Origin of the sequence: Burkholderia sp. BE17, assembly GCF_009362305.1 — a bacterium.
Taxonomy (GTDB): Bacteria; Pseudomonadota; Gammaproteobacteria; order Burkholderiales; family Burkholderiaceae; genus Burkholderia; species Burkholderia pyrrocinia_C.
Genome location: NZ_WHNU01000001.1, coordinates 328,619 through 355,052 on the forward strand (window position 1 = coordinate 328,619; position 26,434 = coordinate 355,052).

25 protein-coding genes, 2 tRNA genes and 1 pseudogene are annotated in these 26,434 nt (G+C 64.5%); 19 read left to right on the forward strand and 9 right to left on the reverse strand.

Annotation, left to right across the window (positions count from 1 at the left end; all coding sequences use genetic code 11):
* Positions 1-18: 18 nt before the first annotated feature.
* Both GD429_RS01525 and GD429_RS01530 read left to right on the forward strand, forming a co-directional pair.
* Positions 19-294 (forward strand): hypothetical protein, encoded by a 276-nt coding sequence (locus tag GD429_RS01525; RefSeq protein ID WP_006476519.1) that lies wholly within the window; start codon positions 19-21, stop codon positions 292-294.
* Positions 291-776, forward strand: coding sequence for a GNAT family N-acetyltransferase (locus GD429_RS01530; protein WP_321574337.1), 486 nt, complete (start codon positions 291-293; stop codon positions 774-776). Before GD429_RS01525 ends, GD429_RS01530 begins: the two co-directional genes overlap by 4 nt.
* A 104-nt stretch (positions 777-880) precedes the next feature.
* Here GD429_RS01530 and rmuC read toward each other — a convergent pair whose 3' ends face one another.
* From rmuC to pncB, 5 genes are all read right to left on the reverse strand, one after another.
* Positions 881-2,359, reverse strand: coding sequence for a DNA recombination protein RmuC (gene rmuC, locus GD429_RS01535; protein ID WP_152855370.1), 1,479 nt, complete (start codon positions 2,357-2,359; stop codon positions 881-883).
* On the reverse strand, positions 2,356-3,345 hold the full coding sequence (locus tag GD429_RS01540) for a 2-hydroxyacid dehydrogenase (RefSeq protein ID WP_152855371.1): 990 nt from the start codon (positions 3,343-3,345) through the stop codon (positions 2,356-2,358). The genes rmuC and GD429_RS01540 overlap by 4 nt, the downstream gene beginning before the upstream one ends.
* Positions 3,346-3,426: 81 nt before the next feature.
* Complete coding sequence (locus tag GD429_RS01545; RefSeq protein ID WP_152855372.1) at positions 3,427-4,857, reverse strand: sodium:proton antiporter; 1,431 nt, start codon at positions 4,855-4,857, stop codon at positions 3,427-3,429.
* A gap of 43 nt (positions 4,858-4,900) precedes the next feature.
* Positions 4,901-5,563 (reverse strand): LutC/YkgG family protein, encoded by a 663-nt coding sequence (locus GD429_RS01550; protein ID WP_152855373.1) that lies wholly within the window; start codon positions 5,561-5,563, stop codon positions 4,901-4,903.
* Between the two features lie 88 nt (positions 5,564-5,651).
* A complete protein-coding gene (gene pncB / locus GD429_RS01555) occupies positions 5,652-6,851 on the reverse strand; it encodes a nicotinate phosphoribosyltransferase (RefSeq protein ID WP_152855374.1) in 1,200 nt (399 codons plus the stop codon).
* A 299-nt stretch (positions 6,852-7,150) separates the two neighbouring features.
* Here pncB and fdxA point away from each other — a divergent pair, with 299 nt between their 5' ends.
* The 8 genes from fdxA (at position 7,151) to GD429_RS01600 (ending at position 11,546) form a co-directional block, all read left to right on the forward strand.
* Complete coding sequence (gene fdxA, locus GD429_RS01565) at positions 7,151-7,474, forward strand: ferredoxin FdxA (protein ID WP_034183076.1); 324 nt, start codon at positions 7,151-7,153, stop codon at positions 7,472-7,474.
* A 96-nt stretch (positions 7,475-7,570) separates the two neighbouring features.
* Positions 7,571-7,646, forward strand: a tRNA-Asn gene (locus tag GD429_RS01570).
* Positions 7,647-7,717: 71 nt separating this feature from the next.
* Positions 7,718-7,793: transfer RNA gene (locus GD429_RS01575), tRNA-Asn, on the forward strand.
* Between the two features lie 119 nt (positions 7,794-7,912).
* Positions 7,913-8,398: a CreA family protein gene (locus GD429_RS01580; protein WP_152855375.1), complete on the forward strand. Its 486-nt coding sequence runs from the start codon at positions 7,913-7,915 to the stop codon at positions 8,396-8,398.
* A gap of 62 nt (positions 8,399-8,460) precedes the next feature.
* Positions 8,461-9,375 carry an AraC family transcriptional regulator gene (locus tag GD429_RS01585; RefSeq protein WP_152855376.1) on the forward strand — a complete coding sequence of 305 codons (915 nt, stop codon included), beginning with the start codon at positions 8,461-8,463 and terminating at the stop codon, positions 9,373-9,375.
* Between the two features lie 124 nt (positions 9,376-9,499).
* The gene (locus GD429_RS01590; protein WP_152855377.1) at positions 9,500-10,267 is read left to right on the forward strand and encodes an AzlC family ABC transporter permease; all 768 of its coding nucleotides are present in this window, start codon (positions 9,500-9,502) and stop codon (positions 10,265-10,267) included.
* A complete protein-coding gene (locus tag GD429_RS01595) occupies positions 10,264-10,602 on the forward strand; it encodes an AzlD domain-containing protein (RefSeq protein WP_175918909.1) in 339 nt (112 codons plus the stop codon). Before GD429_RS01590 ends, GD429_RS01595 begins: the two co-directional genes overlap by 4 nt.
* 161 nt (positions 10,603-10,763) lie before the next feature.
* The gene (locus GD429_RS01600; RefSeq protein WP_152855378.1) at positions 10,764-11,546 is read left to right on the forward strand and encodes a DUF4088 family protein; all 783 of its coding nucleotides are present in this window, start codon (positions 10,764-10,766) and stop codon (positions 11,544-11,546) included.
* Positions 11,547-11,677: 131 nt separating this feature from the next.
* Here GD429_RS01600 and GD429_RS01605 read toward each other — a convergent pair whose 3' ends face one another.
* Positions 11,678-12,079 carry a hypothetical protein gene (locus GD429_RS01605; protein ID WP_152855379.1) on the reverse strand — a complete coding sequence of 134 codons (402 nt, stop codon included), beginning with the start codon at positions 12,077-12,079 and terminating at the stop codon, positions 11,678-11,680.
* 270 nt (positions 12,080-12,349) lie between these two features.
* Here GD429_RS01605 and GD429_RS01610 point away from each other — a divergent pair, with 270 nt between their 5' ends.
* The 3 genes from GD429_RS01610 to fumC all read left to right on the forward strand — a co-directional run bounded on the left by GD429_RS01610 (position 12,350) and on the right by fumC (position 15,626).
* Complete coding sequence (locus GD429_RS01610) at positions 12,350-12,568, forward strand: RNA-binding S4 domain-containing protein (RefSeq protein WP_006486208.1); 219 nt, start codon at positions 12,350-12,352, stop codon at positions 12,566-12,568.
* 132 nt (positions 12,569-12,700) lie between these two features.
* Positions 12,701-14,089, forward strand: a complete 1,389-nt coding sequence (gene norM, locus GD429_RS01615) for a multidrug efflux MATE transporter NorM (RefSeq protein WP_034183069.1) — start codon at positions 12,701-12,703, stop codon at positions 14,087-14,089.
* A 142-nt stretch (positions 14,090-14,231) separates the two neighbouring features.
* Positions 14,232-15,626 carry a class II fumarate hydratase gene (gene fumC, locus GD429_RS01620; RefSeq protein ID WP_152855380.1) on the forward strand — a complete coding sequence of 465 codons (1,395 nt, stop codon included), beginning with the start codon at positions 14,232-14,234 and terminating at the stop codon, positions 15,624-15,626.
* A 46-nt stretch (positions 15,627-15,672) separates the two neighbouring features.
* Here the strand turns inward: fumC and GD429_RS01625 are convergent, their stop codons facing one another.
* Both GD429_RS01625 and GD429_RS40225 read right to left on the reverse strand, forming a co-directional pair.
* The gene (locus GD429_RS01625; RefSeq protein ID WP_014897688.1) at positions 15,673-16,185 is read right to left on the reverse strand and encodes an acyl-CoA thioesterase; all 513 of its coding nucleotides are present in this window, start codon (positions 16,183-16,185) and stop codon (positions 15,673-15,675) included.
* Between the two features lie 134 nt (positions 16,186-16,319).
* On the reverse strand, positions 16,320-16,463 hold the full coding sequence (locus GD429_RS40225; protein ID WP_193727041.1) for a hypothetical protein: 144 nt from the start codon (positions 16,461-16,463) through the stop codon (positions 16,320-16,322).
* Positions 16,464-16,661: 198 nt separating this feature from the next.
* On the opposite strand from GD429_RS40225, the gene GD429_RS01635 reads away from it, so the two are divergent.
* Together GD429_RS01635 and GD429_RS01640 are read left to right on the forward strand one after the other, a co-directional pair.
* Complete coding sequence (locus GD429_RS01635; protein ID WP_152855381.1) at positions 16,662-17,369, forward strand: ArsR/SmtB family transcription factor; 708 nt, start codon at positions 16,662-16,664, stop codon at positions 17,367-17,369.
* Positions 17,370-17,531: 162 nt separating this feature from the next.
* Positions 17,532-20,129: a DUF6600 domain-containing protein gene (locus GD429_RS01640; RefSeq protein WP_152855382.1), complete on the forward strand. Its 2,598-nt coding sequence runs from the start codon at positions 17,532-17,534 to the stop codon at positions 20,127-20,129.
* A gap of 99 nt (positions 20,130-20,228) precedes the next feature.
* Here the strand turns inward: GD429_RS01640 and GD429_RS01645 are convergent.
* A pseudogene (locus GD429_RS01645) lies at positions 20,229-20,438 on the reverse strand (thymidylate synthase); the annotation flags it as partial.
* Positions 20,439-20,743: 305 nt separating this feature from the next.
* Here GD429_RS01645 and GD429_RS01650 point away from each other — a divergent pair.
* Genes GD429_RS01650 through GD429_RS01665 form a run of 4 tightly spaced genes read left to right on the forward strand, consistent with a single transcriptional unit; the run spans position 20,744 to position 26,423 of the window.
* A complete protein-coding gene (locus GD429_RS01650; protein WP_152855383.1) occupies positions 20,744-21,976 on the forward strand; it encodes a tyrosine-type recombinase/integrase in 1,233 nt (410 codons plus the stop codon).
* Positions 21,969-24,089 carry a tyrosine-type recombinase/integrase gene (locus GD429_RS01655; RefSeq protein WP_152855384.1) on the forward strand — a complete coding sequence of 707 codons (2,121 nt, stop codon included), beginning with the start codon at positions 21,969-21,971 and terminating at the stop codon, positions 24,087-24,089. Before GD429_RS01650 ends, GD429_RS01655 begins: the two co-directional genes overlap by 8 nt.
* Positions 24,086-25,975, forward strand: a complete 1,890-nt coding sequence (locus tag GD429_RS01660) for a site-specific integrase (protein WP_152855385.1) — start codon at positions 24,086-24,088, stop codon at positions 25,973-25,975. The genes GD429_RS01655 and GD429_RS01660 overlap by 4 nt, the downstream gene beginning before the upstream one ends.
* Complete coding sequence (locus tag GD429_RS01665; protein WP_027805394.1) at positions 25,968-26,423, forward strand: hypothetical protein; 456 nt, start codon at positions 25,968-25,970, stop codon at positions 26,421-26,423. Before GD429_RS01660 ends, GD429_RS01665 begins: the two co-directional genes overlap by 8 nt.
* The last annotated feature ends 11 nt before the right edge of the window (positions 26,424-26,434 follow it).

Genomic DNA, 26,434 nt, shown 5'->3' on the forward strand with positions numbered 1-26,434 from the left:
TACGGGGGCAATCCGCACATGAAGAAACAAATTTCGTCGATCGCCGCGGGGCAGACCGCAAAGGCGCTGATCCTCGTCTACCTGACGTTCAGCGTGCCGATCGTGCTGCTCGGCATTCTCGTCGCGTACATCCGCTACGGGATGGTCGAACTGAGCACGATCCTGAGCGCGCTGCTGCTGAACGCAATCCTCGGCTTCGTGCTGCTGTGGATCGCATGCCACGCATACAACTGGGTCGCGTCGCGCTTCGGCGGCATCGAGATCGTGCTGTCCGATCCGCCGGAGGAAGCGTGAGCGATGCGCCGCTGATCCGCGCGGCCGAAGCGCGCGACGTCGGCGCGATCCTCGCGCTGATGCGCGAGCTGGCTGAATTCGAAAAGCTCACGCACCTGTTCGTCGCGACCGAAGCAGATCTCGCCGACGCACTGTTCGGCGAGCGGCCTGCCGCCGAAGCGCTCGTCGCCGAGCGCAACGGCGCGATCGTCGCGTACGCGCTGTTCTTTCACAACTATTCGACGTTCCTCGGCCGTCGCGGCCTCTATCTCGAGGATCTTTACGTGCAGCCGTCGCAGCGCGGCACCGGCCTCGGCACCGCGATTCTGCGCCACCTCGCGGCGCTGGCCGTCGAGCGTCGTTGCGGGCGTTTCGAATGGTCGGTGCTCGACTGGAACCAGCCCGCGATCGATTTCTACGAGAAGATGGGCGCGACCGTGCTGCCCGAATGGCGCATCGTCCGCGTGACGGGCGACGCGCTGGACACGCTCGCCGGGCGCTGAGCGTCGGCCTGCGCGAGCCGCGGCCGAACTACCCTGCTGCAAAAGGAAACGGGCGCCGACGGCGCCCGATTTCATTGCGATCCGCACTCAAGCGGCCGAAGCCGTCAAGCGTCGTCGGTATCGGCGCCGTCCGCGCCGTCCGAACCGAGCAAGCCGGCCGCCGTGTCGCCCGGCAACGCCTCGACCTGCTTCAGTTTGCGGCTCATCACGCGCGTACGCTGCTCGGCGGACTCGATTGACCGCGTGACCGTTTCGAGCTGCGCCTTGGTGCGCGCGAGCACGTCGCCGAACTTGCCGAACTCCGTCTTCACCGCGCCGAGCACCTGCCAGACCTCACTCGAGCGCTGCTCGATCGCGAGCGTACGGAACCCCATCTGCAGGCTGTTCAGCAACGCGGTGAGCGTCGTCGGCCCCGCGACCGTCACGCGGTAGTCGCGCTGCAGCAGGTCGGTCAGCCCGGGCCGGCGCAGGATTTCCGCGTAAAGCCCTTCGGTCGGCAGGAACAGCAGCGCGAAATCGGTCGTGTGCGGCGGCGCGACGTACTTCTCGGCGATCGTGCGCGCCTCCAGCCGCACGCGCGCTTCGAGCGCGCGAGCCGCTTCCTCGACCGCCGCCGCATCGGCGCGCTCCTGCGCGTCGATCAGCCGCTCGTAGTCTTCGCGCGGGAATTTCGCGTCGATCGGCAGCCACACCGGCGGTGCGTCTCGCGTGCCCGCATCGCGGCCCGGCAGTCGGATCGCGAACTCGACGCGCTCGGTGCTCTTCGGCACCGTCGCGACGTTCTTCGCATACTGATCGGGTGTCAGCATCTGTTCGAGCAGCGCCTCGAGCTGCACCTCGCCCCAGGTGCCGCGCGTCTTCACGTTGGTCAGCACCTTTTTCAGATCGCCGACGCCCGCCGCCAGCGTCTGCATCTCGCCGAGCCCGCGATGGACCTGCTCGAGCCGGTCTGACACGAGCTTGAACGATTCGCCGAGCCGCTGCTCGAGCGTCGCATGCAGTTTCTCGTCGACGGTGCGGCGCATCTCCTCGAGCTTCGCCGCGTTGTTCGTCTCGATTTCCTTCAGCCGCTGTTCGAGCGTCGCGCGCACTTCTCCGATCCGGCGATCGTTCGCTTCGGTCAGTTGCGTGAGCTGCCGGTTCAACGTATCGCCGAACAGCCTGAGCGCGGCCGTCTGCTCCTCGCGCGCCTGCTGCGCCTGGCGCTGCACGCTCTCGCGCATCGCGTCGAACTGCTGCGCATTGCCGGCGACGAGCTTGCCGAGCTGCTGAGCGAAACCCTCGATCTGATTGTTCTGCACGGTCGCCACGCTCGTCAGTTGCGCGGCGAGCGTCTGCTGAAGCTGCGAGAAGCTGCCGGCCAGCTCGGTGCGCGAACCGCGCGCGTTCTCGACGATCTCGCCGCGCAATTCGCGTTCGAGCCGCTCGACCGCGCGCGCCTGCGCATGCGCGGCATCCTCGATCTGGTCGCCGAGCACCGCCGCATCGTCGTGGCGGCCACCGCCGCGCACGATCGCGACGATCGCCACCGCGAGCGCGACGGCCAGCACGACAACGGCCGCAAGCAACAACGTCATCGTCATGCGCGCGGCTTCCCGATCACGTCAGGGTTGATCGGATTCGGTGGCTGCCCCGCGCGCGGCCCCTCGCCCAGTGCGGCGATCAGGTTGTCGGCGGCGAGGTTCGCCATCGCGCGGCGCGTCTTTTCGGTCGCGCTCGCGATATGCGGCGTCAGCACGACGTTCGGCACCTCGAGCAGCGCCGGATGCACGGCCGGCTCGCCTTCGTACACGTCGAGGCCGGCCGCGGCGATCGTCCCGTCGCGCAGCGCGGCGGCCAGCGCCGCGTCGTCGACGATCCCGCCGCGTGCGATGTTGGTCAGCGTCGCGGTGGGCTTCATCTTCGCGAGTTCGGCCGCGCCGATCGTGTGATGGTTTTCCTTCGTGTACGGCAGCACGAGCACGACGTGATCGGCGCGCGCGAGCAGCGCATCCTTCGACACGTATTCGGCGTTCAGCTCGGCCTCGATCTCGGGCGCGACCCGCGACCGGTTGTGATAGATCACCTGCATCCCGAAGCCGCGCGCGCGGCGCGCGAGCGCCTGGCCGATGCGGCCCATCCCGATGACGCCGAGCGTCGATCCGTAAATGTCGGTGCCGAGGAAACCGTCGTACGCCCACTTCTGCCAGTGACCGGCGCGCAGCCAGTGCTCGGATTCGGCGATCCGGCGCGCGGCGGCCATCATCAGCGCCCAGCCGAAATCGGCGGTCGACTCGTTCAGCACGTCGGGCGTGTTGGTGCCGAGCACGTTCGCCGCGTTGAACGCGGCCATGTCGAAGTTGTTGTAGCCGACCGCCATGTTCGACACGACGCGCAGGCGCGGCGCAGCAGCGAGTGCCGCCGCGCCGACCGGGTCGCCGGCCGTCAGCGCGCCGTCCTTGTCGGCCAGACGCGCGGCGAGCGCATCGGGGCCGAGCGCGTCGCCGTCGTTCCAGTCGACTTCGAAATACTGCTCGAGGCGTTCGATCACGTCCGGAAAGATCGGACGCGCGACCAGGATCTTCTGCATCGCCATCTCCGTATGCCGCAGGCCGGTCGCGGCGCGCATCGCGCCGCCGGGATCGCCCGCGCTTGGTTGAAAGTTGTCAGGTTACGCCGGGAAGAAGATCAGCGACGTCAGCAGGAACACGGGCACCAGGATGACGAGCGCCCAGCCGAGGTATGCGAAGAAGCTCGGCATCTTCACGCCGCGCGACTCCGCGATCGCCTTCACCATGAAGTTCGGCGCGTTGCCGATATAGCTGTTCGCGCCCATGAACACCGCGCCCGCGGAAATCGCGGCGAGCGTCGACGCGCCCGCCGTCATCAGCGTCTGCGCATCGCCGCCCGCGAGGTTGAAGAACACCAGATAGGTCGGCGCATTGTCGAGGAACGACGACAGCAGGCCCGTCGCCCAGAAGTACATCGCGTCGATCGGCTTGCCGTCCGGCCCCGTGACGAGATGGACGATCTGCGCGAACGCGCCGTCCGCGCCCGCGCGCAGGATCACGATCACCGGCGCGATCGTCACGAAGATCCCCGCGAACAGCTTCGCGACCTCCTCGATCGGCGCCCAGTTGAACGCGTTGCCTTCACGTGCGGAACGCGGCGTCAGCGCGAGCGACGCGAGCGTCACGACCACGAGCGCGACGTCGCGCGCGAGGTTCTGCAGCGCGACGTGCGTGCCCCACACGTCGAACGCGATGTCCGGCTTCCAAATGCCGCTCATCAGCACGAGCGCGACCACGGCTGCGAGCAGCACGAAATTGATCTTGCCGTCGATCGACAGCGCTGTGTCGTCGGGCGTCGGGTCGAGCGCGGCCGGCCGCTCCTCGCCACCCTTCCGGTAGAAATACGTGTCGAGCACGAAGAACAGCGCCAGCAGCACGACGCAGATGAACAGCATCGGCAGCGCGAGATGGGTAGTCGTCCAGAAGAAGCTCACGCCGTTCAGGAAACCGAGGAACAGCGGCGGATCGCCGAGCGGCGACAGCGAGCCGCCCGCGTTCGCGACGAGGAAGATGAAGAAAATCACGACGTGCACGACATGCTTGCGGTTGTCGTTCGCGCGCAGCAGCGGCCGGATCAGCAGCATCGCCGCGCCCGTCGTGCCCATCACGCTCGCGAGCAGCGTGCCGAGCGCGAGGATCGCGGTGTTCAGCTTCGGCGATCCGTGCAGGTTGCCGTTCACGCAGATGCCGCCTGCCACCGTATAGAGCGCGGTGAGCAGCACGATGAACGGAATGTATTCCTCGAGCAGCGCATGCACGAGCGTGCCGAACGCGGTACCCGCGCCGAACGCGAAGGCGAACGGGACCAGGAACACGACCGCCCACCCGGCTGCAATCTTGCCGAAGTGGTGATGCCAGAACACCGGGGCGACGAGCGGAAACAGCGCGATGGACAGCAGGATCCCGGCAAACGGGATGCCCCAGAGTGCGGACAGCGTGGCACCGTCGAGCGTTGCGGCCGATGCAAGCGCGGGAACGGCGCCAAGCGCGACTCCCGACGCCATGCCCGCCCAGGCGGCATGTCGTTTCATGCAGAACTTCCTTGTTCGAGTGGTAGTGGATGCGGCGGGCGCGTCATGCGCCCCGTACGACGATCGCGTGCACGCGGTACGGGCCGTGCGCGCCCAGTACGATGGTTTGCTCGATGTCGCCCGTGCGCGACGGGCCCGACACGAAATTGACCGCACGCGGCAATTCGCCGCGTTCCGCGCGGATCAGCGCGAACGCGTCTTCATGGCCGGCGACGATCCGCGAAGCGGGCACGATCGCGATGTGCGTCTCAGGCAGCAGGCCGGCCGACGCATAGGTATCGGGACCGGACAGCAGCACCAGCGAACCCGTTTCGGCGGTCGCGCAAAAGCAGCCCGTGAGGCCGACGAGATCGCTGTCGCGCGGCTTGCGGCACTCGACCGACAGGCCGGCGCCGGCCCAGTCGAGATCCGCCAGCGTGCGCCAGGCGACGGCCTGCGTCGGCAGGCCGTGAGCGGAAAGATAGCGGGCAGCGGCGGCAGGGGCGTCGGCGAGCGTCGCGACTTCGTCGACCGTCGTCGACAGGCGCGCCGCTTCGTCGACGAATGCGGCGACGAGATCGGCCGGCACAGGCGGGCGCGGGCCCTGCGGATGACGGGCGAGATAATCGGTGACGCCGTCGCGCTCCGCTGCATCGGGCTCGGCCGCGCGCCCCTGCGCCGCGCGAATGCGCGCGAGGATCTGGCGACGGGCAGCAGAAGTGTCCATGAACGGTCCTCGTGACGTTGGCGTGCAATACCGTCGGATTATACCGGCCGCCCCTGCCGCCACGCACCTTCGACCGAACGGCCGACGCCTACTTCGACGCGTCTTCCTCGACCGGTTGCGCGATGCCGAACACCTGGCGCAGGTAAGCGAGATAGGCTTTGTCGTCGCACATGCTCTTGCCCGGCGAATCCGACAGCTTCGCGACCGGCTGGCCGTTGCAGCGCACCATCTTGATCACGATCTGCAGCGGCACGTAGCCGAGGTCGTTGGTGAGGTTCGTGCCGACGCCGAACGCGAGCTTGCAGCGGCCGCGGAACCGTTCGTACAACTGCATGACCTTCGGGATGTCGAGCGCGTCCGAGAACACGAGCACCTTCGTGCGCGGGTCGCACCGGTTCGCCTCGTAATGGCGCAGCATCCGCTCGCCCCAGTCGAACGGATCGCCCGAATCGTGGCGCGCGCCGTCGAACAGCTTGCAGAAGTACATGTCGAAGTCGTTCAGGAACGCGTCCATCCCGTAGACGTCCGACAGCGCGATCCCGAGGTCGCCGCGGTATTCCTTCGCCCACATCTCGAAGCCGTAGATCTGCGAGTCGCGCAGCCTCGGGCCGAGCGCCTGGCACGCCTGCAGGTATTCGTGAGCCATCGTGCCGAGCGGCGTGATGTCGTGCTTCATCGCGTACAGCACGTTGCTCGTGCCCGCGAACTGCGGGCCGAGGCCGTCGCGCAGCGTGAGCGCGACTTCCTCGTGCCACACCTTCGAGAAGCGCCGGCGCGTGCCGTAGTCGGCGATCTTGCAGTCGGCGAACTCGGGCTTCGCGCCGAGCAGCTTGATCTTCTCGCGCAGCCGCTCGCGGCCTTCGCGATAGTCGGGTTCGCGCTGCGTGTTGCGGAAATAGACTTCGTTGACGATCGCGAGCACCGGGATCTCGAACAGGATCGTATGCAGCCACGGCCCCTTGATCTCGATGTCGATCTCGCCGTTGCCCTTCGGCGAAGGCGTGATCGAGATGTACTTCTCGTTCAGGTGGAACAGCGCGAGGAAGTCGACGAAATCGCTCTTGATGAAGCGCATCCGCCGCAGGTAGTCGAGTTCGACATCGGAAAAACGCAGCGCGCACAGGCCGCGCACCTCGTCGCGGATCTCGTCGATGTACGGCACGAGATCGACGCCTTGCGTGCGGCACTTGAAACGGTATTCGACGTTTGCGGCCGGGAAGTGATGCAGGACGACCTGCATCATCGTGAACTTGTAGAGATCCGTGTCGAGCAGCGAAGTGATGATCATGTTTGCGGCACCGCCAATATCGTGACAGGGCCCCGGCGCACAGCGCGCCGCCCGGTCTGTCGGCCATGTTACCCGAATGCGGGCCCGACCATCGCGAAACCGCCTGCCGCGCTGTCCCGTCGCGCCGACGCGCCGTATCCGGGTTCCCGTTGGCGGCCCCCTGGGCGCCCCCCATAAACTAATCACGAAACGATATAAGCCGGAAAGCCGACCATGCCATGCGGGTTTTGCGCTTCAGTTACAATGCCGCTTTTGGCGCAAACGCCACCCCATATATACCGCCAAGCAGGAGCGTTTTAATGACTCACGTTGTGACCGAAGGCTGCATCAAGTGCAAATACACGGATTGCGTGGATGTGTGCCCGGTGGATTGCTTCCGTGAAGGTCCCAACTTTCTCGCCATCGATCCGGACGAGTGCATCGACTGCGCCGTGTGCGTCGCCGAGTGCCCGACCAATGCGATCTATGCCGAAGAAGACGTTCCCGGCGACCAACAGCAGTTCACCGAGCTGAATGCCGAGCTGGCAAAGGGCTGGCCGTCGATCACGAAGACCAAGCCGGCACCGGCCGACGCGGACGAGTGGAAGGACGTGCAGGACAAGCTGCACCTGCTCGAACGCTGATCGCGCGGCCGCCGCAGAAATTTTTTGTGCGCCGCGGCCCAAAAGTATTGACAGCTTAGCCGACACTCCATACAATCTCGTTTCTCTGCTGTTTGTTCCCCGATAGCTCAGTCGGTAGAGCGCCGGACTGTTAATCCGTAGGTCCCTGGTTCGAGCCCAGGTCGGGGAGCCAAAAACGCATAGGCCCGTTGAAATTGGACGGGCTTTTTGCTGGTAACCGAACACGCAGATGTACCGATTTATTCCCCGATAGCTCAGTCGGTAGAGCGCCGGACTGTTAATCCGTAGGTCCCTGGTTCGAGCCCAGGTCGGGGAGCCAGACAGCGAAAGGCCCGTCATTCGACGGGCCTTTTGTTTTTCCGGCTGTCTTTTCGCCTTTCGTGGCCCGGCCCCGCGCATGCTAGAGTCTCTGTCCCGCATTCGCATCCGGTTCCGTCGATGAAGCACCGCCTCCTCCGCGCCGCACCCCTCGCCGCCCTGCTCACCGTTTTCGCCGCCGCGCCGCTCGCGCATGCGGAGGAAGTCGGCAGCGTCAACACCCACTTCCGCGTAACGGGCTCCGACCGCGTCGTCGTCGAGGCGTACGACGATCCGGTCGTGAACGGCGTGACCTGCTACGTGTCGCGCGCACGCACGGGCGGCATCAAGGGCACGCTCGGCGTCGCCGAGGATCCGAGCGAGGCGTCGATCGCGTGCCGGCAGGTCGGCCCGATCACTTTCAAGGAACCGCTCAAGCAGCAGACCGACGTGTTCAGCGAACGCATGTCGTTCATCTTCAAGACGCTGCACGTCGTGCGCGTGGTCGACAAGAAGCGCAACACGATCGTCTACCTGACCTACAGCGACCGCATCGTCAGCGGCAGCCCGAAGAACGCCGTCACCGCGGTGCCGATGCCGGCCGGCACGACGATTCCGGTCAAGTAAGGCCCGCACCCGCCGGGCGCGCGAGCGATACACTGTCGGTTCGACCGCTCCCGCGCCCAATCATGTCCGCCACCCGCCTTCCAGACTCCGCACGCTACTGGCGCACGCCGCTGCTGCCGGACGCGGATCTCGTCACGGCGACCTATCGCGACCACACGTTCGCGCCCCACTGGCACGACGCATACACGATCCCCGTGATTCTCGAAGGCGCGGAACGTTTCACCTACCGCGGCAGCGGCCATGTCGCCGAAACGGGCACCGTGCCCGTGATCAATCCCGGCGAAGTGCATACGGGCTCGCGTGCGGCGGACGAAGGCTGGTGCTATCGCGTCAGCTACGTGCCGGTCGAATTCATCCGCGAACTCACGAGTGTGATAGCCGGCCGCCCGCAGGACGCACCGTGGTTTGCCACCGACGTGATTCGCGACGCCGATCTCGCGGCCCGGCTCGCGCTGGCGCACCGGATGATGGAGGCAGGCAGCGAGCGCGCACTGTCCTCCCATGCGCACGGGCAGCCGGCCGACGATGCGGCGGCCGGCGATCCGGCCTCCGGCGCATCGCGCATCTATGATCCGCTCGCCGCCGAAACGGCGATGCTCGACGCACTGTCGACGCTGATCGTACGCCATGCCGATGCGCAGCCACGACCGGCGCCGCTCTCGGCGGACGAACCGCGCGTCGAAGCAATGCGCGAGCGGCTCGCCGGCGATCTCACATGCACGGTGACGCTCGACGAAGTCGCTCAGGCAGCCGGCCTGTCGCCGTTCCACGCGGCGCGCCTGTTCACGCGTACGACCGGCATGCCGCCGCACGCGTGGCGCAACCAGCTGCGATTGCAGCGCGCGCTGGCACCGCTGCGCGCGGGCATGCCCGTCGCCGACGTCGCGGCGGCCAGCGGCTTCGTCGACCAGAGCCACTTCACGCGGCATTTCAAACGGATGTTCGGCGTGCCGCCCGGGCGCTGGCAGGCGAGCTGACGCGCGGTTTCCCGCATCCGGCCGCTCGCTTGCCGCCGCGCCGGCAAACGCCCGGGCGGCCACCCCGCTCGCGACCGCAAGAACATACAAGCCCGCAAACCACCGGCCCGCTATCCTCCAACGCATGGAGGAGCGCGCTTTGAACCCGACACCCGCATCACCCCCTCGCCGTCCGCTCAACGAATGGCTGGACGGCGCGCGCGACACGATCCCGATGATGATCGGCGCGGCGCCGTTCGGCGTGATTTTCGGCACGCTCGTCGGCGGCGGCCCGCTTGCCGCGTGGCACGGCGTGCTGATGTCGCTCGCCGTGTTCGCAGGCTCCGCGCAGTTCATCGCGCTCGGCCTGATCGCGGGCAGCGCGAGCTTCGTCGTCGTACTCGCGACGACGCTGATCGTGAATCTGCGCCACCTGCTGTACAGCGCAACGCTCGCGCCCTATGTCGCGCACCTGCCGCTGCGCTGGCGCGCCACGCTCGGCGCGCTGATGACCGACGAGGTGTTCGCGGTCGCCTACGCGCACTACCGGCACTTCCCGCCCGGCACGATCGGCCCCCACTACTTTTTCGGCTCCGGGCTCGCGATGTACCTGAACTGGCAGGTCTGGACGCTCGCGGGCATCGGCTTCGGCGCGGCATTCCCGGGCCTGCAGTCGCTCGGCCTGGATTTCGCGATGGCGGCGACCTTCATCGCGATCGTCGTCCCGCAGCTCGGCACGCTGCGCTATTTCGCGGCAGCCGCGACAGCCGGCACGCTCGCGTACTTCTGGCAGGGCTGGCCGTACAAGCTCGGGCTGCTCGGCGCGGTTGCCGCCGGCGTCGCGATCGGCGTCGCGCTCACGCTGCGGCACGAGCGCTCACGCGCGCGGTCACGCACGGAGGCCGCATCGTGAGCTACGCGCTGCTGATCCTCGGGATGGCCGTCATCACGTACGCAATCCGCACGACGCTGTTCCTGTTCGGCGAGCGGCTGACCTTCCCGCCGCTGGTGCGGACCGCACTCGGCTTCGTGCCCGTCACCGTATTGACCGCGATCATCGTGCCGATGACCGTCTCGCCGCATGGCGGCACGGCCGAACTGACCTGGCGCAATCCGCAGCTCGTCGGCGCGCTCGCCGCCGTGCTCGTGTCGGCGACGACCCGCCGCCCGCTCGTGACGATCGCCGCAGGGCTCGCGGTGTTCTTTTTCTGGCAAGGGATCGTGCTGCCGCACTGGCTGCCCGCCTGAGCGAACGCTCGACCACGCGCACTCAAGTTTCCGCCCGGCTTGCCGATAAAGGGAATGAAAACCCGCCACCGACCTCGGCGCGCACCGGTCAGTCGACGCTGCGCCCGCACCGGTGCGCCGTGCCGGCCGCCGGCTTGCGCGGCCCGCCATCGAGACGATTCATGGGCCAGATCACCCTTTCCCTCAAGGACGACACGCTCGAGTCCCTGCGCAAGGACTACGACGCGTTCGTCCGCGTGTCGCTGAAACTCGACCCGCAGTTCGCGACGCCGTCGTTCGAGGATTTCCTGCGCGCGAAGCTGCTCGACAACATGGTGCCGCTGACCGAGCACGCAGTGCAGCGGATGCTGCAGGGCGGCCAGTACGCGTGGGCCAAGCGCACGCTCGACAAGGAATTTCCGGACGTCGTCGCGATCCTGATGCGGCAGGCCGGCGAATTCGGCTTCGGCTTCGCGTCGCGCTCCGAATGGACGCCCGACGAACTCGCGAAGGCTTGCCGCGACTGGGCGAAGGCGATCGTCGCCGAAGCGCAGGGCGACCCGTCGCAGATCGACCCGCTCGCGTCGCAAATCAAGGGCGCGGCACAGGACATCCAGGCGCTCGAGGAACTGATGCAGACGCCCGCGTGGCGGCTCGCGGAATCGCTGCGGCAACGGATCTACGAGGCCAAGCTCGCGTGCGAGATGAGCGTCGGCAGCACCGCGCGCGACAAGCTCGGCGAACTGCGCGGGCTGCTGCGGCTCGGGCTCGCACACGGCTCGTTCCAGAAACAGGAAGCGCAGCAAATCATGGAATATCTGCGGCTGCTGAAACCGGAGATCTTCGTCGAAGAGCCGTACGACGTCTTCGCGCGGCTCGCCGTGTGGCTGCGCAGCGTATTCACGCCGGCTGCCGCGCGCCCCGCGCAGGGCCAGGGACAAGGGCAAGGACAGCGCCGGCCGTGACCGCGCGCCCGCCCTGCTGAAAGCATGAACTCATGAGAACGGCCCGGTTCGCACGAAGCGAACCGGGCCGCCGGACGGCCGCCGTCACGACGCGCCGTCCGCGGCGAGCGTCGCGCGGCGCCAGGCACCGCTTACTGCGTGGCGCCCTGGGCCGATGCACCGCCCTCCGCGCCGACCGATGCGCCGCCTTCGGTCGCTTCGCCAGCCTTCGCCTTGGCCGAGCCGACATGGCTCTTGGCCGACTTCGCGGCGTGCTTCGTGTGCTTCTTGGCCGAGTGGACGGCCGACGACGCCGTATCCTTCGCGCCGTCGGCTGCCGCGCCGACCGCATCGGTTGCGCCGCCGACCGCATTGCCCGACGCGTTCGCGCCGGCGCTGCCCTGCACGCCCGCGCCGACACCCGCCGCCGGGGTCTGCGCCTGCACGCCGGCACCTGCCGCGCCCTGCGCCGCCGTACCAGTCTGGGCAAACGCGGCCGAAGTGGCGAACGCCGTCAGCGCGGCACCGATCAGCATCGTACGAATCTTGGACATGACAATCCTCCTCAAGAAGTTGTGGGCGCGAACCGCAGCGATGCGGTCCGTCGCGTCCCCCGCCGCAACACGCAGCAGGTACGACAAAAGACCCGCGGCCCGCCCCCCCGGTTCTCGAATCTCTCAGACTGTTACCCACCGTTTCATTTGCTGACGAATCGCTCACAGTCCTTAACAACTGCGTGCCGCGGCCGCCCGCGCTCGCGCGCCGGCCCCCGGTGCCGTATGATGCGAGGCGATTCCTTCCGCGCTTTGCGCACCTTCTTCGTCATGCCCAACCTGGATTTCACGCTGACCGGCGAATACGTCGAGCTGCACAACCTTCTCAAGATCACCGGCCTCGCGGACAGCGGCGGCACCGCGAAGCTGATCGTCGCGTCCGGCGCGGTGAAAGTCGACGGCGCGGTCGAACTTCGCAAGACCTGCAAGATCCGCGCGGGTCAGGTCGTGCTGCTCGGCGACACGCGCATCGCGGTGCGCGAGGCTTAGGGCCTGTTCCCCCTGTCCGCGACATGGCCATCGGCGCGCGCGTTCGACACCGTACGAATAAAGCCGTAAGCTAGCCGTCTCTCAAAATAAATACAGACAGCGCGGGCCCGCACCCGCGCGAGCGCCCATTCCATGTCGCATTCCGGTCTCACGCGGACGGCCGCCGCGCCGCCGTCCCTGTCCAGTCACGCCGCCGATACCGCGCGCCTCGCCGCACCTCTCGCGATCGCGCAACTTTCACAAATGGCGATGAGCGTCACCGACACGGTGCTGCTCGGTTCGCTCGGCCCCGATTCGCTCGCGGCCGGCGGTCTCGGCGCGAACTTCTTCTTCGTCATCGTCACCATCCTGCAAGGCGTGCTGTCGTCGGTCAGCGTGAGCGTCGCGCATGCGCGCGGCGCCCAGGCCGAGGACCGCGTGCCGCATATCTACTGGACGGGCTTCGCACTGTCCGTGCTGCTCGCGATTCCGGCGATCGTCGCGCTGTCGCTGGCCGAACCGATCCTGCTGATGTTTCACGAGCCGCCGCTGCTCGCGCATCACGTCGGCGAATACACGGGCATCCTGCGCTTCGCGGCGCTCGGCAGCCTGATCGGCGTCGGGCTGATGCGCGCGTTCCTGCCCGCGATCGGCGCCGCGCGACGGCTGCTGTGGGTGTCGATCGGCGGCGTCGGCGTCAACGGCGTGCTGAACTACGGGCTGATCCACGGCGCATTCGGGCTGCCGCGCCTCGGCTTTCTCGGTTCCGCGGTCGCGACGACGATCACGATCTGGCTCACCGCGCTCGCGCTGATCTGGCTGCTGCACGGCCGGCAGCGCTTCCGCCATTTCGTGACCGCGGCACGCCCGAAGCTGCCCGTGATGGGCGAGTTGATCGGCATCGGCTGGCCCGTCGCGATCACGTACGGGGTCGAATCGACGCTGTTCCTCGGCACCGGCCTCACGGTCGGCGTGCTCGGCGCGACGTCGCTGGCCGCGCACCAGATCGCGCTGAACGTCGCGTCGGTGTCGTTCATGGTGCCGCTCGCGATCGGCCAGGCCGCCAACGTCCGGGTCGGCTACTGGGTCGGCGCGGGCTCGCCCGTCGCCGCGCGGCATGCGGGCTTCGTCGCGCTCGCGCTCGGCGTCGCGTTCATGTCGCTGTCGGGCATCGTGATGATCGTCGCGCCGCACACGATCGTCGGCCTGTACCTTCACCTCGACGACCCGGCCAACGCGGCCACGGTATCGCTCGCGGCGTCGCTGCTCGGCATCGCCGCGGTATTCCAGATCGTCGACGGGATGCAGACCGTCGCATCGGGCGCACTGCGCGGCCTGAAGGACACGCGCATCCCGATGCTCGCCGCGACCTTCGGTTACTGGGGCATCGGCTTCCCGACCGGCTACTGGTTCGCGTTCCACGCGGGCCTCGGCGCGCGCGGCCTGTGGTGGGGCCTCGCGGCCGGCCTCGCGAGCGTCGCGGCGCTGATGGCCTGGCGCTTTCATCTGAAGACCGCGTCGCTCATCGCGGCGCGGCACTGAGCGCGGCACGACACGAAATCGCGGCCGGCGCTATGCTTGTCGGTTGAAGTCCCGAAGACGCCGCGCGAGCGGCGCGACTGCCTCACGATACGCCCGATGCCGCGCAACGCGCGGCCTTCCCCCTTTCCAAGAGGAGTGCATCATGAACGAAGCAGTTCGGATGGAACGCGACACGTTCGGCGAGATCGCCGTGCCGGCCGACCGGCTCTGGGGCGCGCAGACCGAGCGCTCGCTGCAGAATTTCCGGATCTCGACGGAGAAGCAGTCGCCCGAGCTGATCCACGCGCTGGCGATCGTCAAGCGCGCCGCGGCGGCCGTGAATCAGTCGCTCGGCGTGCTGGCCGACGACAAGGCGCGCGCGATCATCGACGCGGCCGACGAGATCATCGCCGGCAAGCATCCGCGCGAATTCCCGCTCGCGGTCTGGCAGACGGGCTCCGGCACGCAGACCAACATGAACCTCAACGAGGTGATCGCGAACCGCGCGAGCGCGCTGATGGGCGGCGAGCGCGGCGAAGCGCGCAAGGTTCATCCGAACGACGACGTGAACCGCGGCCAATCGTCGAACGACGTGTTCCCGACGGCGATGCACGTCGCGGCCGCGTACGCGATCGTCAACCACCTGCTGCCGGCGCTGCGCACCCTGCGCACGACGCTCGACGCGAAATCGAAGGCGTTCGCCGACATCGTGAAGATCGGCCGCACGCACCTGCAGGACGCGACACCGCTCACGCTCGGCCAGGAGTTTTCCGGCTACGTCGCGCAGCTCGACCAGGGCATCCGTCACGTCGAATCGGCGCTGCCGCACCTGTACGAGCTCGCGCTCGGCGGCACCGCGGTCGGCACGGGGCTGAACGCGCATCCGGAGTTCGCGGTGCGCGTCGCCGACGAAATCGGCCGCCTGGCGAAGCTGCCGTTCGTGACGGCGCCGAGCAAGTTCGAGGTGATGGCGGCGGCCGACGCGCTGGTGTTCGCGCACGGCGCACTGAAGACCGTCGCGGCCGGCCTGATGAAGATCGCGAACGACGTCCGCTGGCTCGCGAGCGGGCCGCGCTGCGGGCTCGGCGAGCTGTCGATTCCGGAGAACGAGCCGGGCAGCTCGATCATGCCGGGCAAGGTGAACCCGACACAGTCGGAGGCCGTGACGATGCTGTGCTGCCAGGTGTTCGGCAACGACGTCGCGGTCAACGTCGGCGGTGCGAGCGGCAATTTCGAGTTGAACGTGTTCCGGCCGATGATCGCGCACAACGTGCTGCAATCGGTGCGGCTGCTCGCCGACGGCGCGCGGAGCTTCAACGACCACTGCGCGGCGGGCATCGAGCCGAATCGTGCGCGCATCGACCTGCTGCTGAACGAATCGCTGATGCTCGTGACGGCGCTCAATCCGCATATCGGCTACGACAAGTCCGCGCAGATCGCGAAGAAGGCGCACAAGGAAGGCACGACGCTGAAGGCCGCCGCGCTCGCGCTCGGCTACCTGACCGAGGCGGAATTCGATGCGTGGGTGCGTCCCGAGCAGATGATCGGGTCGCGGTAACGGCGGAACGACGGGCGCTGCGCGAAAGGCGCGGCGCCCGCGACGCTCAGACCGTGCCCTTCGCGACCTCTTCCGGCTTCATCTCGACGATCTTGTCGAGCGCGGCCCGCACGTCGGCCGCATATTTCGCGAGCACCTTCTGCTCGTCGGTCTCGGGTACGAACGGCGGCACCGGCACCGGGTTGCCGTTCTCGTCGACCGCGACGAACACGACGAGGCAATCGGTGGTCTGGCGCAGCACGCCGCCCTTCGGATCGCCGGCGTGCACGGACACATGGATGTGCATGCTGGTGCGCCCCGTCGCGACGACGCGCGCCTTCAGCTCGACGAGATTGCCGACCAGGATCGGACGCTGGAAACGGATGTTGCCGACGCTGACCGTCACGCAATAGCGGCTCGACCAGACGGCCGCGCACGCATACGCGACCTCGTCGATCCACTTCATCAGCGCACCGCCATGCACCTTGCCGCCGAAGTTCACGGACGACGGCTCGGCGAGGAAGCGGAATACGGTTTCGGTGCGGTCGAGGGCGGCCGGTACGGGGGACGGTTGGGACATCTTGTTGGCTCCAGGCGGCAGGGGCGCTGTAATCGGGCCATTATACGTTGCACTGCGGCAACGCGGCGCGGCGCGGCGCGCCCCGCTTGGCGCGACGGTAGCGCGGCACCTGAACGCATACGGATCGGCGCCCGTCAGCGGCGTATCGTGATGCCCTGGTCGATCGTCCCGTACATCTCGAGGCTGCCGCCCCGCTCGCCGACGGCGCCCGCGCCACCCTGCGCACAGGCCGCACAGACGAGCGCGGCCGCCAACAGGCAGAAAATCGTCTTCATCATTGCTTCGTGTCACGTGCGGCGGCCCGCTGCCGCCGCGTCCGGCCATTCTACGCGCGCCCCGCACGGGGCCGCAGTCCGGTCCGCCGCATGGCCTGTGCCCGTGCCGGCACCGGTGCATCCGACATTTCAGCCGGATCCGAAACATCGAATGCCCGCACCCACTACACTGCAAGTCATCCCGCCTGACGAGACACGACGATGACCGATCAAGACGACCACCACTTTCCGGGCCTGAGCCGCATCGGCGCGCTGATCGCCGACCCGGGGCGCGCCGCGATGCTGTGGGTGCTGATGGACGGCAGCGCACGACCGGCAGGCGAACTGACGATGATCGCGGGGCTGTCGCCGTCCGCGGCAAGCGCACACCTCGCGCGGCTGACCGAAGGCGGCCTGCTTGCGCTCGACGTGCGCGGCCGGCATCGCTACTACCGGATCGCGTCGTCCGACATCGCGGCATCGCTCGAGGCGCTCGCGAACGTCGCCCGCGCGGCCGCGCCGCACCGCCCGGTTCCGCCGCCGTCGCGCACGGTGCCGGCCGAACTGCGCTACGCCCGCACCTGCTACGACCACATGGCCGGCGAGCTCGCGGTGCGCATCTTCGACGGGCTCACCGCGCGCGGCTGGCTGCGCGCGGACGGCGATGAGATCGAGACCACCGAACTCGGCACCCGGGCGCTCGAGCAATGGGGCATCGACGTCGCCCAGCAGCGCGCGCGCCGGCGCCGCTTCGCGTGCGGCTGTCTCGACTGGAGCGAGCGGCGCTCGCATCTCGGCGGCGCGCTCGGCGCCGCACTGCTCGACAGCTTCTGTGCACATGGCTGGATCGAGCGCTCCGCCCGGCCGCGCGTGCTGCGCGTCACCGTGCCCGGACAGCAGGTTTTCGACGGGTGGCTTACGTCCACTTGACGCCTGCATTGCAGCTGCACGACAACGGCGCGCGATGGACAGGTTTTGTTACATGGCGTGCCATCCGGCTTACAAAACACCGAGCACTGAAACAGGCCGAGCGGATATCGTGAACTCAACGGCACGAATCGACGCGCCGCGATAACGACGAAGACGCTCACCATGGCACCCCTGTTCACGCTCAAGCGAACCGCCCGCTACACACTGCTCGCGTTCGTCGCGCTTGCGGCACTGCCCCCCGCATTCGCGCAATCAGCCGATGCCCCGCCGTATGCGGCCGCGGCCCGGCAACCGGGCGGCGATCCGCCGGGCCGCGTCGCACGGCTCAATTACCTGTCTGGCGCCGTGACGACCGAACCGGCCGGCACCGATACCTGGTCGTATGCCGCCGTGAACCGGCCGCTGACGACCGGCGACCAGCTCTGGAACGATGCCGGCGCGCGCTCGGAACTGCACATCGGCTCGACCGCGGTGCGGCTCGGCGATTCGACGAGCCTGTCGGTGCTGAACCTCGACGACACGACGACGCAGCTGAAGGTTGGCCTCGGCACCGTATCGACGCACGTGCGAGAGCTGCCGGCCGGCAAGTCGTATGAAATCGACACGCCGAACCTCGCGCTCGGCATCACGGGCCCCGGCGACTATCGCGTCGCTGTCGCGCCGGACGGCGCAAGCACGACGGTTACGGTGCGCAGCGGCAGCGCGACCGTCTACGGCAGCAACGGGCAGTACCCGCTGTCGCCCGGACAGCAGGTCGTGTTTACGGGCACCGACCTGCAGGTTGCGCAGCAATCGCAGGCGCCGGGCCCCGATGCGCTCGACCAGTGGGCCGCCAGCCGCGACGCGGCCGAGGAGCGCTCGGTGTCGGCCCGCTACGTGTCGCGCGACATTCCCGGCTACCAGGATCTCGACGCGAACGGCACGTGGCGCGAAACCCCGAATTACGGCTCGGTATGGGTGCCGAACGACACGCCGGCCGACTGGGCGCCGTATCACGACGGCCACTGGATCTGGCAGGCGCCGTGGGGCTGGACGTGGGTCGACGATGCGCCGTGGGGCTTCGCACCGTATCACTACGGCCGCTGGGCGTATGTGGACGATAGCTGGGCGTGGGTGCCCGGCCCGATGGTCGTCAGCGAGCCGCCCGTCTATGCGCCGGCGCTCGTCGCGTTCGTCGGTGGCGGCGGCGGTCCCGACTGGAGCGTCGCGCTCACCGTCGGCGGCGTCGCCGCGGCCGGCTGCGCATGGTTCGCGCTCGGCCCGGGCGAGCCGTGGCACCCCGGCTGGGGCGGCTGGAGCCCGCACTACTACGACCGCGTGAACCGCAACATCGTGGTGAACAACGTCAACGTCAACGTGAACAAGACCGTGAACGTGACGAACATCACCAATATCACCAACATCAACAAGACGTACGTGAACTTCCACGCGCCGCACGCGATCACGGCCGTGCCGGCCTCGGCGTTCGTGCACGGTCAGCCTGTTGCGCACTTCTCGCAGCACGTCGATCCGCAGCAATGGCGCAACGCACACGTGACCCCTGGTACGCCCGGTATCGCGCCGGTGCGCCAGAGTTTTACCGGCGGGCTGCGCAATGCCGCCTACCGTCCGCCGGAGGCGATCGCGCAGCACCCGTACGTCGCGACGCGCAATCCTGCCGTGCCGGCCGCGTATCGCGACCAGGCCGCCGCCCACCTCGCGCAGCAAGGCGGGCGCGTACCGGGCGCCGGCGCCCCCGTCGTGAAGACGAACGTGCCGGCCGACTACACAGCTCGCCCGGTTCGCGTTCCGGGCAACCCGAACGGCGGCGCCTGGGCGATGCACAACGTGCAGCTCGTGAATCCGCACGGCCCTGTCGTGCAGCCGTCACGCGCGCCGCGCGAAGGCCAGCCGCCAGCCGTGCAGGCCGGACGGCCGGGCGCACCGGTGCCGGTGCCGGTGCCGGTGCCGGTGCCGGTGCCGGGCGCGCCGAATGTCGCACGGCCGGCGAACGGCGAAAACCCCAACGCGCCGCGCTTCGCCAACGGCGGCATGCCGCAGGCACCGGGCAACCCGGCGCCGCGTCAGGCATTCGGGCCCGGAAACGGCGTCCCGCATCCGCCGGTGGCCGGCAATTTCCCGTCGGGCAACGGCAACGCGCACGCAGCCGAGGCGCCGTCACCTGCGTGGATGCAGCCGCACACGCCGATGGAGCGTCAGCGCCCCAACCCGCCGACCGCACTGCACGCGGCAGGACAGAATGCGCTGCCCCCCGTGCGCAGCGCGGTGCCGGTGCCGCATCCGGACGGCGCGCCGGCTCCGCAGGGCGCGCAGCCCGGCGGCCGGAACGAAGCGCCGCGCGCGCTGCCGCAACCGAGGATCGACAATACGGCGCAGATCCCGCAGCCGCGTCCGCGCCCCGAACTCCCGACGCCGGCCCAGCATGCGCAGCCGCAGCCGCAACCGGAACGGGCCGCCCCCGCGCCGCAACCGCGCCCCGAATTCGCGCAACCGGCGCCACACCGCGAAGTCGCACCGCCGCGCGTGAACGAGTACCGTCCGCCGGCCCCCGCCGTACATGAAATGCCGCGCCCGCAGCCGCAGCCGCAGGCGCCGCGCATGGAGCCACGGCCGTCGTTGCCCGCGCCGCACGTGGAACCGCACCCATCGATGCCCGCTCCCCGGATGGAACCGCGGCCGCAACCGGCGCCGCACGTCGAGGCGCCGCGCCCGAGCAACCCGCCGCCGCAAGGCGGTCACGAAGAGCGGCACCGCCAGTAAGTGCCGCAAACGTGAAACACGAAGGCCCGACCGGCTGATGCCGGTCGGGCCTTCTTTCTGCTGGAGCCGCGGGTCGGTGAAACCGCCCGGGCCGCGCGATCAGACCGCCATCGGCGCGGTCAGCGGCTCATGGTGACGATAGCCGACGAGCGAGAAGTCCGACGGCTCGATCTGCTCGAGCCACTCGGGCGCATAGACACCCGTCTTCGCGTAGTCGGGCACGCGCTCGGCAATCTCGAGCCGCGGGCTTTCGTACGGCTCGCGCGTGAGCTGCTGCTGCAGCATGTCGAGCTGGTTCTCGTAGATGTGTTTACAGAACCTAAAAAATCAGGCCAAACAACAACCAAAAATCCAGAAACAGGGGAATTTTCCGGCCGCCAAACCGACATTTAAAACAACTAGAAGTCGGCACCATTCAATCAACGAACGCTCGATTCCAACTTCCGCCGCACCTGCTCGCATCCCGTTCCCCGAAAATTTTTCAAACTGAGATGACGGACCATCAATTTATTTTAAAAAAAATTTCTAACTTTTAATCAAAATAGTTCCTACTGTGTATCCCAGCGGACCACAGGCCGCGCGGACATCCTCGAGATAAAGGGGGCGGGACAGCGATGGCAGCCGATGACTTTCTTGGTGCGCAGTTCATCCAGATAGGAACCGTCCCTAAGACGGTCACCATCCAATCGAAAGGACATTCGCTAGACCTGACCGCAGCGCGGAGCAGCGGCCCGGTTTATTGCATCCTAGATAGCCGTGGAGCTATCGTCGAGACGGTGACCGACTGGGTCAAGAGCCTCGTAGAGGCCGCAGGCGTCTCAAATGCGCTAAGTTCCGCCGTTCAGTACGGCCGCACGGCAAGTTACCTGTGCCGCTGGATTGAGAAGAGCGGCCCCTTTCCGCACCTGACCGTGGATGAAAACATCCTGCGCTTGAGCCGGCAGCACCTGACGGCATGGTTGAATCATATGAGGAAGGATGAAGGCCTCGAGCCCACGACCGTTCATAGTCGCGAGGTCGCCATCCGAACACTGATGGAGTGGCTCTCGACGAAAGATGCGGGGCGACTTCGAGACCCCGAAAACTCGCCTTATGGTCGCGATGGGATGCTTCCCTACATCACGCGGACACCGAAGGCGCTCAGCCCTAAGTTCATCCCTGCAGAGTACGTCGTCCAGATTCTGAACAGCATGTACAACGAGTGCGAGCGTTGCATGTTTCACACTCAATTTGATTCCGGCCTCCGAATCTCGGAAGTTGCGAATCTGAAAAGAAGCGATATTCCTGACCTCGCGCGTTTCGATACCGCTCACGAGTTCCTTCCTTTTGTCGCGAGGCGCAGTAAGGGAAGAGGCGGAAACAGCTCCGAGAAGACGACTTTGATTTCTCGCGCAGTGCTCAACCGAATCAAGCGGTATCACGCCAGCATTGAATACAAGCTCGCCCCTGATTGGAACATTAACGACCCCCACAAGCCTGCGTTCCTGACCTGCAACCAATTGAAATGGAGCACGAGGAACGCTTCAAAGCAGTTCAAAGAAGCTGTCCGCCGCTCCAATGTTCATCATGACGTTTCGACACACTGGTTCCGTCACGGGACCGCCTATTCCGTTCTGAGGTCTGACATCGGAAAGACCTACGAGGAGAAGATGCTGCTCATCCAGCAGATGTTGGGACACGCGTCTTTGAAAACGACTGAGATTTACACCCAGGTCCCGGCGGCGCTGCTGACCAAGTTGACCATAAAAGGTAAAGAAATCAACCGACTCCACGAGGCGGAATTCATCCGCGAACAGACGTTTCTCGGTTCTCTACAACATACGGAAAAGCGTGGCCACAATGGCTAACTTCGTCGAACTCCTATATAAAGCACCGGAGCCGACCTTTGACGACCCTCACGCTCAAATAAAATGGATGTTTGAGCAGCTTGAGTCAGAACATGTCGAACCGTATGTCTCCGGAATTAAATGGGCGAAAAATACATATATTAAATTTGTAATCGAGACTAACGCCTCATACCCTGAGCTCAAGAAAGACAATCGGTTTTACTTGAGCAGATACTGGGAACATGATGCATTGAGCAATTTCAACGAGTGGCTGATTTCGAGGAACGACATCACCAGCAAAACTCGCTATGGCGCGCACAAAATTGTGCGGCAGGTCATGCGTTTAGCCTATAGCCTTCGAATCATCGATACCGTGGTCTATAACGCAGCTTTATCGAAAGGCGTTCCAGAAACGAACCAAAAATCAGCATATGATTCGGAAGAAGAAGAGTTGGTCAACGCTGCCATTGCTCGCTGGGTCGGATTAGCCAATAGCGTGTTGCTTGGGTATAAGTCCACCGGCAAGGGAATCCGTTTCCGCCCCAACAAATTTGAACTCGCACCTTTGGTAATCGACGGCAAAACATACTCTGCCAACGAGGCGACGAAACATTTCGGCGTGTCATATAAACGCATTTCCGAGCGAATGCGAACAGGATGGACGGCTGCGCAGGCAGTCGGCGTAGAACCGTGCCCGACCTTTGATAAAGTCGAGAATTTTGAAGTTGAAGGGGTCGTCTACGAATCCTTGAGGGCGGCTGGAACGCGGTATGGTGTTAGTCACCGCGTTATTTCCTCAAGGCTTCGTAAAGGATGCTCGCCCGAACAGAGTGTCGGAATCACTCCCATCTACGTCCCTCACAAGGACGAGCGCGCGCTATTGTGGCTCTTTGAAAACGAATTCGAATGTGACGCCAAGAAGATGTACGACCGAATCTATCGGGAAAAATGGCACCTGATACCTTCATATGGATGCAGGCTCTCCCGCATCCGCAGTCTCTTTATGCGATGGGGCGTATGGCCGTTTATTGATGACCGGCTCATCATGCCACTGGCCGCCGAGCTTGCAGTAGTTTCAGGACTGAATGTCGAAGCGTTGAAGAAACTAGAGATTGACAGCTTCCAAAAGCAACATCGGCTTACCGGACAGCCCGTTCTTACCTACGCGAAAAATAGGTCAGCAACCAGCAGAAGGCCGGCCGAGAGAGAATTGCATGTTCCTATTATTGAAGAAATTTTCCCGGACGAGAAAGCGGCAGAACAGATAGAAAAGCTGCTCTCAATGGTCATCTGCCTGACCGCAGAGATAAGGAAGCTTGCACCTGCCAATATCGCCAATCGGTTATTTATCTTCGAAGATGTGGACCACTACTACAAAACCGATACTCAAAAAATTGTCGCGATAGAGCCGAAGGGAAAGGTTGCGACCTGGTACAACCGATTTTTCGCGGAGGAGCGACTCGAGAAGGCCATTGGCAAGAAATTCAGATTCACTTTGTCTCGCTGCCGCCCTACCTTGGCAACGAATATGGTGCTCGCCGGTGCGACGCTTTTCGACGTTCAGGTCACCTTGGGACACGCAGACATCAGCACCACGGGAAGCTATGTCCAAAGCAGAAATCTACAGCCGGCCTTCCATCGTACTATCTCACAAGCACTCACTGCCCTTACTGAGCGGTCGGCAAAAGAGAAAGAATTGGCTGATGCAGCCTCGAGAATCGAAGCCGCCAAGATGGATTCCGACCGAGATATTTTTTACGAAACGCTGTCCGGATGTGGCTGCAAGAACCCCTTCAATCCGAGTAAGGATGTACGAGCAGTTACGAAATATAAGGAGGGAACGCCATGCAAAAATTGGAACATGTGTCTCCGCTGTGACCGAGCCGTTGTGACAGAGCATTCATTGCCAAAATTGATTACCTATCGCCGCCGCTTAGGAGTAGCCCTCGAGACACAATCTCCTGCCATACAAAATCGAAAAGGACTTTTCGAGGACACAATTAAGCTTATAGATGGAATTTTGGCAGAGGACGTGGTTTTTGACGCCGCCACTCTTAGGCTAGCGGAATATAGAGCCACCACCTACGATGAAATTTTAGTTGACCATCTGATTTATCAGGGGATGCAACTATGAAAAAACCTGCACTGTCGTCCATCAACACCGATGTGATTAATGGGACAGTACGCTTTCGTGCAGATATGCCCATATTTGATGGAAAATTCGGAGACCCTGTCTGGCCGTTCAGAGACCCAGACTCGGAACGATACACCGGGCCGACTTCTAGCAGCATTGTTTGGCAAGATTTCATCCATGGGAGAGGCACGACATTCGGGCACGCCGCATCGAAATCTTCAAGCAAATATGACCTGTGCTTGACACCTGAAATAGTCGAAGATTTGAAGATTGCCGCGGTCATCCAAGCAAAATTCCCAAAGCTTCTGGCACGCTCTCGTGCACCTAGCGGGAAATTGAAGCCAATCACTGTTTATGGACGAATTTCTGATTTAGCGAACTTTCTCTCTCACCTTATTAGCGGGAACAAAAATGAGGGGGACACCAAAATTGTCAATCTTAGTGACATACCGTTTTCCACACTGAAAAAATCCATTTCCACATTCCGTGGGAGCAAACAAGGATTACAGCGCGCACTTGGTCTCATTTCGGATACCGTCGTCCAACAAAATTTGAGCGCTCCGCTCCAATGGACCAAGCTGGATTTGAAAGACCGCTCGATTCGCTGGCCGGCCGCCCCCGATTATAAAGGCATCGACACACTACGGGACGAGCAGTTTCTCTTCCTTATGGCGTCTTGCAAGTCAGCCATCGCCAATTTCAAGTCTGCACTCGGACTCCCGATTTACGACAAGGATTGCCAGGTCATAGCACAGGCTTCCAAATGGTCAAACAGTGAAGGCGCTGCTGAGGCAATCAACGGCTTTTACGACAGCTATCTATGGGAGGCGGAGAAGTTTTACAAGGAGTATCAATACTCCCGCAACGAAATCAAAGACGTCATTGACTTTGGACATGTAGCCTCGATAGCGATTCTCCTCGTTCTTACAGGCGTTCGTAGGTCAGAGACATCGTACATGAAGAGAGACTGCCTGGAATTCCAACTGGGCTATTGGTTCTTGCTTTCAAAGGTCGTTAAAAATCGACCGGAGGAAACGCCCATCATCGATGGCTGGCTCGCAATAGATTTGACAAGAGACGCTTACGACATTTTGATGTTCATCACGGGCAAAACCGGAAATAACTATCTTATTTCCAGCCCGTCCCTAGGACGAGGAAGGCAAGGCAAGCGAGCCTACGCAGAGGGTACGCTCGCCCAGCGAATCTCAAAATGGATTAAGAAGATTGATACGGAAGGGGTATTCGACAACTGGCTCTTTTCGGTTCACCAGCTTCGAGAGACGCTGGCCGCTCAGCTCGCGAACCAAGAGGTCGGCCTACCGTTTATCAGCATGCAACTCAAGCACTTCCACAGCCAATTCACCACCATGCCCAATGCAGTTACGGCTGGGTACGGCCAGATTCGGAAGAGGCTGACGACGAGCGTCACGAATCGTCTCGCGACATCTCGGCATGAATCGCTCGCCAGCGTGTTGGCGGAAGACGCTAAGTTTGCCGGCGGCGGCGGGGAAGCACACAAGGCGAGAATTGACGCCTTCTTCAACGGCATGGCGTTGTTCGGCAAGGAACGCGAAGCATACATCAAGGAGCTGGCTCGGACCGGCGTCACGTTGATGCCGACCAGCATTGGACATTGCGACAAGAACTTCCTTGAGCTTGCCGACAATGAAAATCCGCCATGCTATGGCGACCATCGGTGCGACCCGGACTGCTCGAGCCACGTCATCACTGCTCGGTCGGCGAGTATACTGAAGATGCGCCGAGAGGCTGCGCTCAATGAGGCCCAACTCGAGACCAGACAAAGCCATAAGGTCATCTGGCTCGGTCTCGTGGAACAGTTGGACAAGCACCTGTCCAAGCTCGATTCGGGGGTCTCTCATGACTGATGGCCGCCCAACTGAGCTGGTTGAGTACCACGAAGCCGCCAAAGAGAAAAATGATAGACTCATTACCGATGCCCTGATGGAGCTTGAAGACACTTCGAAGCGAGGCAAACGCAAAGCGACCGTGGCGACCGTCTGCGATATGACAGGTTTGTCTCGGAATTCAATTCGCGGTCGTGAGTGGGCGCTAGTCCGCCTCAGAGCTATCAAGGACGGCATAAAGAGCGGAGCTACTGCGGACTCCAGTTCGCTTTCCGAGGAAGAAAAGCCCGAAGCCACGCCCCGTCTGCTGAGGCAGCGTATCAAGCTCATCCTCGAACAGAATGCGCTGCTCTACGCGGAAGTTCTGTCCCTCAAGACCATCATCGCGAATCAAGAGACTGAGATTCAAGCCCTCATTTCTCGAAGCAAAATTTCACTCGCACAGCCTCCTGGGCGGGTATCCGAATAATTGGATAGCGA

Excerpts from the sequence above, each read along its gene's own strand:
- GD429_RS01525 (WP_006476519.1), top strand. The coding sequence starts at position 19 with ATGAAGAAACAAATTTCGTCGATCGCCGCGGGGCAGACCGCAAAGGCG.
- rmuC (WP_152855370.1), bottom strand. The coding sequence starts at position 2,359 with ATGACGATGACGTTGTTGCTTGCGGCCGTTGTCGTGCTGGCCGTCGCG.
- GD429_RS01540 (WP_152855371.1), bottom strand. The coding sequence starts at position 3,345 with ATGCAGAAGATCCTGGTCGCGCGTCCGATCTTTCCGGACGTGATCGAA.
- GD429_RS01545 (WP_152855372.1), bottom strand. The coding sequence starts at position 4,857 with ATGAAACGACATGCCGCCTGGGCGGGCATGGCGTCGGGAGTCGCGCTT.
- GD429_RS01550 (WP_152855373.1), bottom strand. The coding sequence starts at position 5,563 with ATGGACACTTCTGCTGCCCGTCGCCAGATCCTCGCGCGCATTCGCGCG.
- pncB (WP_152855374.1), bottom strand. The coding sequence starts at position 6,851 with ATGATCATCACTTCGCTGCTCGACACGGATCTCTACAAGTTCACGATG.
- fdxA (WP_034183076.1), top strand. The coding sequence starts at position 7,151 with ATGACTCACGTTGTGACCGAAGGCTGCATCAAGTGCAAATACACGGAT.
- GD429_RS01580 (WP_152855375.1), top strand. The coding sequence starts at position 7,913 with ATGAAGCACCGCCTCCTCCGCGCCGCACCCCTCGCCGCCCTGCTCACC.
- GD429_RS01585 (WP_152855376.1), top strand. The coding sequence starts at position 8,461 with ATGTCCGCCACCCGCCTTCCAGACTCCGCACGCTACTGGCGCACGCCG.
- GD429_RS01590 (WP_152855377.1), top strand. The coding sequence starts at position 9,500 with ATGGAGGAGCGCGCTTTGAACCCGACACCCGCATCACCCCCTCGCCGT.
- GD429_RS01600 (WP_152855378.1), top strand. The coding sequence starts at position 10,764 with ATGGGCCAGATCACCCTTTCCCTCAAGGACGACACGCTCGAGTCCCTG.
- GD429_RS01605 (WP_152855379.1), bottom strand. The coding sequence starts at position 12,079 with ATGTCCAAGATTCGTACGATGCTGATCGGTGCCGCGCTGACGGCGTTC.
- GD429_RS01610 (WP_006486208.1), top strand. The coding sequence starts at position 12,350 with ATGCCCAACCTGGATTTCACGCTGACCGGCGAATACGTCGAGCTGCAC.
- norM (WP_034183069.1), top strand. The coding sequence starts at position 12,701 with ATGTCGCATTCCGGTCTCACGCGGACGGCCGCCGCGCCGCCGTCCCTG.
- fumC (WP_152855380.1), top strand. The coding sequence starts at position 14,232 with ATGAACGAAGCAGTTCGGATGGAACGCGACACGTTCGGCGAGATCGCC.
- GD429_RS01625 (WP_014897688.1), bottom strand. The coding sequence starts at position 16,185 with ATGTCCCAACCGTCCCCCGTACCGGCCGCCCTCGACCGCACCGAAACC.
- GD429_RS40225 (WP_193727041.1), bottom strand. The coding sequence starts at position 16,463 with ATGATGAAGACGATTTTCTGCCTGTTGGCGGCCGCGCTCGTCTGTGCG.
- GD429_RS01635 (WP_152855381.1), top strand. The coding sequence starts at position 16,662 with ATGACCGATCAAGACGACCACCACTTTCCGGGCCTGAGCCGCATCGGC.
- GD429_RS01640 (WP_152855382.1), top strand. The coding sequence starts at position 17,532 with ATGGCACCCCTGTTCACGCTCAAGCGAACCGCCCGCTACACACTGCTC.
- GD429_RS01650 (WP_152855383.1), top strand. The coding sequence starts at position 20,744 with ATGGCAGCCGATGACTTTCTTGGTGCGCAGTTCATCCAGATAGGAACC.
- GD429_RS01655 (WP_152855384.1), top strand. The coding sequence starts at position 21,969 with ATGGCTAACTTCGTCGAACTCCTATATAAAGCACCGGAGCCGACCTTT.
- GD429_RS01660 (WP_152855385.1), top strand. The coding sequence starts at position 24,086 with ATGAAAAAACCTGCACTGTCGTCCATCAACACCGATGTGATTAATGGG.
- GD429_RS01665 (WP_027805394.1), top strand. The coding sequence starts at position 25,968 with ATGACTGATGGCCGCCCAACTGAGCTGGTTGAGTACCACGAAGCCGCC.